Origin of the sequence: Streptomyces sp., from assembly GCF_019510245.1 — a bacterium.
GTDB lineage: Bacteria > Actinomycetota > Actinomycetes > Streptomycetales > Streptomycetaceae > Streptomyces.
In genome coordinates, this window is sequence record NZ_JAEKKT010000359.1 from 1 (window position 1) to 4,521 (window position 4,521).

Annotated in this window: 3 protein-coding genes and 1 pseudogene; 2 read left to right on the forward strand and 2 right to left on the reverse strand. The window is 68.3% G+C overall.

Translation table 11 applies throughout. The features are described from left to right. Positions 1 to 240: 240 nt before the first annotated feature. Positions 241 to 735: a cupin domain-containing protein gene (locus tag JF597_RS51480; protein WP_069758003.1), complete on the forward strand. Its 495-nt coding sequence runs from the start codon at positions 241 to 243 to the stop codon at positions 733 to 735. A 698-nt stretch (positions 736 to 1,433) separates the two neighbouring features. Here JF597_RS51480 and JF597_RS51485 read toward each other — a convergent pair. Beyond that, entirely contained in the window at positions 1,434 to 2,681 is a 1,248-nt protein-coding gene (locus tag JF597_RS51485) for a PP2C family protein-serine/threonine phosphatase (RefSeq protein ID WP_294013526.1), read from the reverse strand. 309 nt (positions 2,682 to 2,990) lie between these two features. Between JF597_RS51485 and JF597_RS51490 the strand changes: the two are divergent. Next, positions 2,991 to 3,462 (forward strand): annotated as a pseudogene (locus JF597_RS51490) (NmrA family transcriptional regulator); the annotation flags it as partial. 152 nt (positions 3,463 to 3,614) lie between these two features. On the opposite strand, the gene JF597_RS51495 reads toward JF597_RS51490, so the two are convergent. Beyond that, positions 3,615 to 4,457, reverse strand: a complete 843-nt coding sequence (locus tag JF597_RS51495) for an alpha/beta hydrolase (RefSeq protein WP_294013528.1) — start codon at positions 4,455 to 4,457, stop codon at positions 3,615 to 3,617. Positions 4,458 to 4,521 lie beyond the last annotated feature (64 nt).

Below are 4,521 nucleotides of genomic sequence, written 5' to 3' on the forward strand. Positions count from 1 at the left end.
GCACGCTGCGGCAGGCCGACACGACCCGTTGTCCGTTGGGCGGGCGGGCGCACGGCTGGCTGATGGAGCCGCCGCTGGTGTCCCGGTTCGCCCATCACCACGTCGTCGACTGACGTCCCCCCGTGGGGCGTCCTGTGTCACATCGGTGGGTGTTCATCGGTCTCCTTGTTGAGAGGAACGTTGTTGAGCGGCCCGCGCCGATGCCTCACAGCGTGTCCGTCGCACGAAAGGAAACGCGACATGTCGTACCCGTATCCGGAGCAGAAGTACTGGGGAGAGGACGGCGAGGTCAGCGCCGTCTTCCGGCCTGCCACCACACCTCCGGCCATCGGCGAGAGCGGAACCGGCAAGGACGCCACTCACTATCTGGCGACCACTGACACCACACGGGGTGAGTTCGGCCTGTACCGGGTGGAGATGAGGCCGAGGGCGGGAGGACCCAAGAAACACTTCCACAAGCGGATCTCGGAGTCGTTCTACATCCTGGACGGCACGGTGCGGGTGTTCGACGGTGTGCAGTGGGTCGACACGCGCAAGGGTGATTTCCTGCATGTGCCCCAGGGCGGGCTGCACGCCTTCCGCAACGACTCCGACGCCCCGGCCGACATGCTGCTGCTGTTCACACCGGGCGCACCACGTGAGGAGTACTTCGAACAGGTGTCGCAGCTGGCGCACGCCTCGGAGGAGGAGCGTGCCGCGTTCTTCGACAGGCACGACTCGTACTTCGTCGAGTAGCAGCGTGATCGGCGGCCTCGCCCCTCTCACAGACGTTCGGAGGGGAGTCGTCGTGGCATGCGCCGCCGGCATCATCACCGCGAGGACCGTCGCCGGGCTCCGCGGCCACGGGGTGGAGATCGTGCCGGTCACCGGCTCAATGTGCGTTGCCTCCACCAGGGCGGCACGTGGTGACAGCGCTGTACCGGCTGGTCAGGACCGGGCAGGTCGCCCGGAAAACCGTCGCGCAGGCCCGTGCCCGCTACGGCCTCGACCAGTGAGCGGGCGGTGTCGCAACCGGGGCCTGCGTGACGCGGACCGTGGTCGACATGTTCGGTGCGGACGAGGCCGCCGAGGTCGGCGCGTCAGGCTTGCCGTCATCGGCACGCCGAGCGCTATCCCGGCGCCCACGCCCCCGCCACCGTCCGATTCCGCCCCGACACCCACGGCAGCGGCCGCTGTCCGTCGACCACCGGCTGGTGGACGGAGCGGACGTGGCCCGCTGTCCGATGACGGTCACGGGCATCCCGGAGGCTACCGGTTCGAGGGCTGCCTGTTGCCGCGGGGTGAGGCATGCCGGTGAGTCGACGGACCACGCCGGCTCTCGCGGAGACGGTGAGGTGTTCCCGTCCCACCGGCCGGTTCTGGCTCTCTTCACTGGGGAACCGGGACCGGCTGCACGTGTGCGGAATTCTCCACGGCGCCCGGGTCCACGGGGCTCAGACTCGGCCGGGCCTGTTCCAGCCCAGGTGCAGGACAGCCACGTCGTCCAGCAGTCCCCCGAAGGGGGCGGCCAGCAGCGACGCGCCCCGCACCAGGGCATCGACGAAAGCCTGGGGTTCCAGGTGGGCGTACTGGGCCGCCAGGCGAAGCAGTCCCTCCTCACCGAGCCTTCCGCCTGCGGTACGGCCTTCGTAGAGTCCGTCGGTGAAGAGCACCACGCTGTCCCGGTCTGCGAGGGCCATCTCGGTCTCGGACCAGTCCCCCCGTCCGGGAAAGAGGCCCAGCGCGATGCCCGGCTGCGGCTCCACCCAGCTGACCTTGCCCGAGTGCCGGTGCAGCAGCCCGGGGTGGCCTGCGCTGACCATTCGGATAGACCGCCCGTGGGGAGGGAACACCAAGGAGACGACGGTGGCATAGGTGTCCTCGTCCGGTCGTTCGTCGACCAGAATCCGTTCGAGCAGGCGCAGTTGTCCCAGTTGACTCTGCCCGCACAGCACGGCGGTGCGCCAAGCCAGGCGCAAGTGAACGGCCAGGGCAGCCTCGGCAGCGCCGTGCCCGGAGACGTCGCCCATCACGACGTGGACCGTGGAGTCCTCAGCCTGCACAACGTCGCAGAAGTCGCCCCCCAGCAGGGCGTGCGAGCGACCAGGCGCATAGTGCAGGCCGGTGGTGAAGCCGTCGCCGCGCAGGGTCACGTCAGGAAGCAGGCCCCGCTCCAGCAAGGCACTGTCCTGTGCGATCAGCTCCTCGACCCGTACGGTGACCGGTGCTGTGTCCCGATGGGCACGCTGAAGGGCCAGCCAGATCTCCCGGCGGAACTCGTGGGGTGCCGTCCGCCGGTGATCGACCCAGCCCTGTACCCACCCGGCGAGAGGGGTGATGCCGACGTGCGGCTTCGTGGCGGTCTGCTTGTTCGTGCCGCCGAGGAGGAGTACGGCCGCGCGGGGGGCTCTGCGGCGTATCCAGCGGACGACATCGGACAACGACTGCCCCACGGGTGTACTTCCCACCAGGATGCACACCGGAGCGCCGCGCGAGGAGGACAGAAGGCGGGCGTCCCGGAGGTGACGATGCCAGACCAGCGACTCGGTAAGCCGGCTCGGCGCCAGAAGGCGCCGGACGAGGGTTGCGTCCTGCTCGTCCTGCGACAGCAGGAACAGGGTGACGTCGCGGCGGAAGGCGAAGTCCGCCAGCGGACGGGCATCCTGCTCGACATCCCCTCGGCACGCAAGGCCGGCAGGCACGTCCGGCCATGGGAAAGAGCTGATCATATGAGGTCTCTCATGTGGCAAGTCGACACTTCTCCCGACACCCTCCGGCAAGCGCTCAGCACCCGATGAGTTGGCTGAGTCTGGGTCGCGTCATCTGATCAGAAGGAGGGGCATGATGCGGCACACGGCGCGGTGCGCCCCTTTTAATGCGGGCCGGGCCGGTTCGTACATGAGACAGGCGAGGCGTCGGATCTGTGACACACAGCGTCGAGGAGCGTGGTCCGGGCCATGCCGCCACCACGCGCCGCGCGCCGCGAAGGACGCCGGTGTCACGCACCATTCGCGCTGTCCGTGGTGGGCACTGAGCGGCTCCAGGAGAGTGGTTGCTTCCCTGCCAAGCAGGCGCATGAGCAGCTGATCAGGGACTCAGATGTTCCGTTCTCCATCGTGCACGCCACCCAGTTCTTCGAGTTCATGAAGGGCATCGCGGACTCCGCCACCAAGGACGACAACACAGTGCACCTGGCCCCGTCGCGATCCAGCCCGTCTACTCCGACGACGCCGCCGCGGTGGGCCGTACTGCCGTCGGTGAGCCGGTGGGAGGTGTCGTCGAGGTCGCCGGACCTGACGCATTCCAGCTGGACGAGCTGATCCGCAAGGGCCTGGCCGCCAAGAACGACCCGCGCACGGTCGTCTCCGATTCCAAGGCTTCTACTTCCGCGCCCTGTTGGGGGAGATGACGCTGATGCCCGGTACGGACGCGTGCCTCGGCGAAACGCGACTCGCCGACTGGATCGCGCGGCAGGCGAAGTAGAACCGGAGCCGTTGTTGTGTGCCCATCCAGGTCGGGCTCTACGTCCTCCCCGACATGCAACGGGGCCCGCCCGCGAAGGGCCGGCACGGGCGCTCATGGATCAGGACGGACCGTCTGGTCCGTCCTGATCCATGAGCGACACGCGCAAGGCGTCAGCGCACCGAGTGCGCAGCGTCCTCGATGACGTCGGTGACCCTTCCGGGCTGTGAGACGCTCACCGCGTGCGATGAGCGGACCTCCGTGGTGTGAGCACCTGCCCGCTTGGCCATGAACTCCTGAGCCTCGGCCGGGATGTTGAGGTCCTGCGTGGCAACCAGGACCCAGGAGGGAATCGTCTTCCAGGCCGGCTCGGCCGCACCCTCGGTCAGGGCGGCGTTGGTGATGGGTCGCTGGGTGACGGCCATCAGGTCGGTCTTGTTACGGGGCACGTCGGCGGCGAACTGGTGACGGAACTTGTCATTCTGGATGTAGAGGTCGGTGCCCTGGGAGCCGTCCGTCTCGGTGAACGGCACTGGGCGGAGGGCTTCGCCGAGGGTGCTGCCGGGGAACTTGCCCGACAGGTCGGCCGCGCTTTCGCCCTTCTCGGGGAGGAAGGCGGCGAGGTAGACCAGCGCCTTGACGTTCTTGTTGCCCGTGGCTGCGTTGCTGATGACCGAGCCGCCGTACGAGTGCCCGGCCAGAACGACGGGACCGTCGATGCCCGCCAGGACGTCCTTGAGATAGGCGGAGTCGCCCCTCAGGGACCGCAGCGGGTTGGCGACCGCGATGACCGGATATCCGTCGCGGCGAAGCCTCTTGATGACGTCGTTCCAGCTGGTGGAGTCGGCGAAAGCACCGTGGACCAGGACGACGGTGGGCTTGGGACCCTGTTCATGAACGCCCTTGTCGGCGGAGGCGGGGGCGACTGCGACGGCCAGTAGGCCCGCGACGATGCTGGCCCCGGCGACAACGGTGAGCGAGGTACGGGACCGGCGGGCGAGGGATGAGCGGAACATATGCAGATACCTTTCGAGGTTGCGCAGACGCTCCGACTTCTTCGGAAGGAGCGCGGCGCTGATG

Coding starts and splice junctions, on each gene's coding strand:
- JF597_RS51480 (WP_069758003.1), top strand. CDS start 241: ATGTCGTACCCGTATCCGGAGCAGAAGTACTGGGGAGAGGACGGCGAG.
- JF597_RS51495 (WP_294013528.1), bottom strand. CDS start 4,457: ATGTTCCGCTCATCCCTCGCCCGCCGGTCCCGTACCTCGCTCACCGTT.